3 protein-coding genes are annotated in these 3,730 nt (G+C 60.7%); all 3 read right to left on the bottom strand.

Features of this window, described 5'->3' with window-relative positions:
• Positions 1-224: 224 nt before the first annotated feature.
• Positions 225-653, bottom strand: coding sequence for a GntR family transcriptional regulator (locus DW49_RS0100925; RefSeq protein ID WP_024421070.1), 429 nt, complete (start codon positions 651-653; stop codon positions 225-227).
• A 77-nt stretch (positions 654-730) separates the two neighbouring features.
• On the bottom strand, positions 731-3,019 hold the full coding sequence (trbC, locus tag DW49_RS0100920; protein WP_024421069.1) for an F-type conjugative transfer protein TrbC: 2,289 nt from the start codon (positions 3,017-3,019) through the stop codon (positions 731-733).
• The coding region (locus DW49_RS0100915; RefSeq protein WP_024421068.1) for a thioredoxin fold domain-containing protein at positions 3,006-3,730 on the bottom strand (725 nt) is incomplete at its 5' end. The genes trbC and DW49_RS0100915, both read right to left, overlap by 14 nt.

The following is a 3,730-nucleotide window of genomic DNA, read 5'->3' as shown; positions in this document are numbered from 1 at the left end:
CGGAACCGCTGAAAATCAGCCGCGTCAAGCCAGGCGGCACTGGCCTCCCACTCCCATGCGTCCCGAGACGCACCGTCGAGCCGATCCTGGCTGATCAGCAGAGACGCTTCGTCGTTGCGGATGAATTCACAAAGGCGGTTTGTCATTGTTGTCATTCCTTGTTCGCGTTTCGGTGCCAACGGCTGGATGCAGAACAGCCATGCCTATAGCGACCGGCTGAAGCGTCAGCAAGGGGTAGGGCGCAGTCGGCCCAGGACGTGCAGAATTTCATTTTCAAAGGCCACTTTTGATTCGAGGTCGCCCAGCTGCGTATGGCGTTCTGCAACGCACCTCAGCAAGCCCGGCAGGTGACCGTACTGGGGAGGCTCATTGCCGTTCGTGACTAGGTAGCTTTTGTGGTACTGCGCGGCGATATAGCCCTGCGTCTCCAACGAACGCAGCGCTTCGCGCACCGGCATACGGCTGACCTGAAAGGCATTGGCGATGGCTTGATGCGTAAGGGGTTCACCCGGTTCAAGCCGCCCATCAATGATGGCTTCGCGAAGCGCCACTTCAATTGTCTCCCGGGGCAGCGCTACAGGCCGTGCAATGCCGAGGGCTATGGTTTCAAGCACGTGCTGCGCGTGCAGTTTCTGCGTTTTGCGGTTACTCATTTACAGCTCCTTTTTACGCATGCGACACAACCCTGCGCCGGCGCATCGGTATCGGCGCGGCACAGGGTTGCGGTCTATTAATCCCAGTCGAACGGCGCCGGCGAATACGATCCGTCATCGAAATAGGGCGGTGGCTGGTCGTGGCGTGGTGGAACAGGCGTTGTGGCTCTAGGTGCAGGCGCCTTGCCCTTCACTTTCGGCGCTCTGGCCGGATCGATGTGCTGCGCCTGGTAGGCCTGCAACCGCTTGCTGCCTACGGTCAGATCCAGCGCCGTGGACGATTGCGCCACATAGCCGCTTCCGCGCTTGGGCACATGCTCCAGCGCTGTGTGCCATAACAAGGTGCTGCGCACTGCTGCTCCAGGACGGCGACGCCAGATCAGCCGCCACTCTTCTCCCAGCTCGTTCAAGACGACCAACGTCGGATCTGTCAGCACCAGATTTTCAAGGTCTGAACGGCCAGGCTTCATCGCCAGGTGGTACAGGATCTGCTGCACGCGGTCCGCGCGCGGATAGCTGCGCCGAATGTGAGCAGGCGCACCGGCCAACAAGGTGTCCAGCGCTGGCGGGGCCACCTCGATGAAGCGGTTAATGCGGATCGCTTCCTTGGACAGCTTGTCAGCGTCGTGAATGTACAAGGAGCTGCCGCGAATCACTTGTCCGTTGAACAGCGTGATGTTTTCCCCCTCCTTGAGCTGCTGCACTTCCTCGACGCTGACTTTCTTCTCATCTTTCAGGCTCAGTGTGTCTGCTTCCTCCCAGCTGGCCCCCATGATTCCGGCCTGACGCACCATACCGCTCATCACTGGCAGGTACTCGGTACCGGCCATCAACTGCAGTATTTCGAGAGTGTCCTTGGGGTCCATGATCTTGCCGGTGATTCGGACCCCCATGTTCCCGATCAGCGTCCACACCTTGTCGCCAGCCGCCGACTTGAGGCGCTGCGCCTCCTGACTGGCCAGGAGCAGGCAAAACCCCAGGGAGCGTACCTGCGTGGCCAGCTCGCCGAGCTTTTCGGTGTAGTAGGCCCCGACCTCGTCGCAGATCCACAAGAACGGAAAGCGGTCCTTGTACTTGCGGATCACCAGGATGTCTTCGGGTTTGCCCTCCAGTTTCTCCCCCAGATCCTGGCTCAGGATCATGGCCAATTGCGACACGTACAGACGCCCAAGGGTCGCGGCCTCGGTCGAGGAGATTTCCAGCGCAGGAATCAGGACCACCAGGATGCGATCGTTATGCACCACGTCCTTGAGGTCTATGTCGCCGGCGTCACGGGCAAACACATGGCCGTAGGTGTCATTGAACAAGGCCAGCATGCGGGTGAATTGCTGGATCAGAAAACCATGCTGATCCAACGCGGTGGTCGCCCATTCCTCCGGCGAATCCACCTTGGCCAGGTCAAAACCGGACAATGTGCCCAGGTAGTTTTTCAGGGGTAACTGGGCGTCTTCATGCCATTGCTGTTCCACCGACTGGATGTAGAGCTTGGCAATGGCCCGCAACGGCAAATGCGCCTGGATCGTGCGCTGGGACATGACCGTGCCTTCACGTCGGCACTTGTACACCAGGGAGAACACCAAAGCCTGAATCATGGCCCGAGCTTTCTCTTGCCAGCCCGCATCGTTGCCCGCAGGAGGCAACATCGAATCCATCAGGTTGATGATGTAGGTTTCCTGAGCAATACCAAACGCGTTGACGGTATTGGTCTGCCCTCTGCTTTTGTTGTCCTCGAGCAGTTCCTGCGCCCTGGAGCGGCCCCCGGTGATGAAGTTCATCATCCGAACGTCGTCTTCACGGCCAAAGCGCCGGGCCAGGGACACGATCGCGGCGGCCACATCATTTTGGGCCTTGCCGTCCGAATAGATCAGGCCCTTTCCATAGCCCAGCTGGCCCAACACGTACCCCAGCAGTGCTTCGGTTTTGCCGGCACCGGTTGTACCGAACATCAGAATATGGCGGGTCATGTCATCCAGCGACAGCCACAGTTCACGCCCGGCGTCCCGACCGCGCAGGTACCCCATGTACAGGATGCCCGCTGCCTTGAGCATCACCGTGCGCATGGCCGTGACCGGCAAGAAACCCAGCAGCTTGCCCGTCACCTGGCGTTGCGTCGAAGGGTCGAGGCGGTCCATGTCTGAAGGCATGCGCATGGGCATCTGCCAGGGTTCGAGCAGCATGACAGGTGACCAGACCAGCAAGGCCGGCAGACTGAGCCACAGGCTGACCGGGTACAGAACGCCTCCCACCACAGACCCGGCCAGGCCCAGCGTCAGACTACCGGGGCCCATCAACCACTCAGCCAATGCCGAGTGGTAAACCCGCCGATTAAGGCGGGTGCGCTCGACGGCGTAGTCATTGGGGCGCATTCGACACCTCCTGAACCTGGCGGGCAGGTTGCTCATCGAGGAAGGCTTTGAGCCTGATCGGATCACGCAACAACGCCTGCGGCACATAGCGCCCATCGTCGCTGATCACCCAGGGCGTGCCCGGTATGCGATAGGCCTGATAGGCCGTCTGGTTGATCCCCAAGGCCTTTTCTGCCACATCGCACGTGCCTACTGGTTGCGCCGCTTTCAACTCCACCCCTTCCGACGCCGGATTTAACTGGGGTTTCCCAAGGTTCACACCCTCGGGGGCTGCATCAAACAGGCGATCCCACGCAGCTTTGCGTTGCTCATGCGGCAAGCACAGCACCGGCGTGATGGCGGCGATCGACTTTTCCTTGCCGATCACCGGCACAGGAAAAACCACCACGTTGAAGGCGTCGGAGAGCGTGTTGAGGGACGACTCCAGACGCTGGCAGTTCGGACAGCCAGGGTCCGAAAAGACATACAGCGTGCGCGCGTGACCGCTGGAATAGTCAACGGTGAACAGCTTGCGCTCGGCAGCGTTGTGCAGCTTTTGAGGGAGTGTGGCCCGAACCTCCCTGGGCAATGTCCAGCCATCGTCAGGTGCCACGTCTGCAGCGGACTGGCGTGGCTCAGAAGCGATCGGCGCCGGCGCGCTGCGCTTGGCCAGGTCCGGCTTGGGGGGGCTCGGGACTGAGGGCGTGATGACCTGCGCCGCCGGCATTGCAA

The sequence above is a fragment of the Pseudomonas avellanae BPIC 631 genome (genome assembly GCF_000444135.1).
Lineage (GTDB): Bacteria > Pseudomonadota > Gammaproteobacteria > Pseudomonadales > Pseudomonadaceae > Aquipseudomonas > Aquipseudomonas avellanae.
This window is presented reverse-complemented; position numbering and strand designations above follow the sequence as displayed.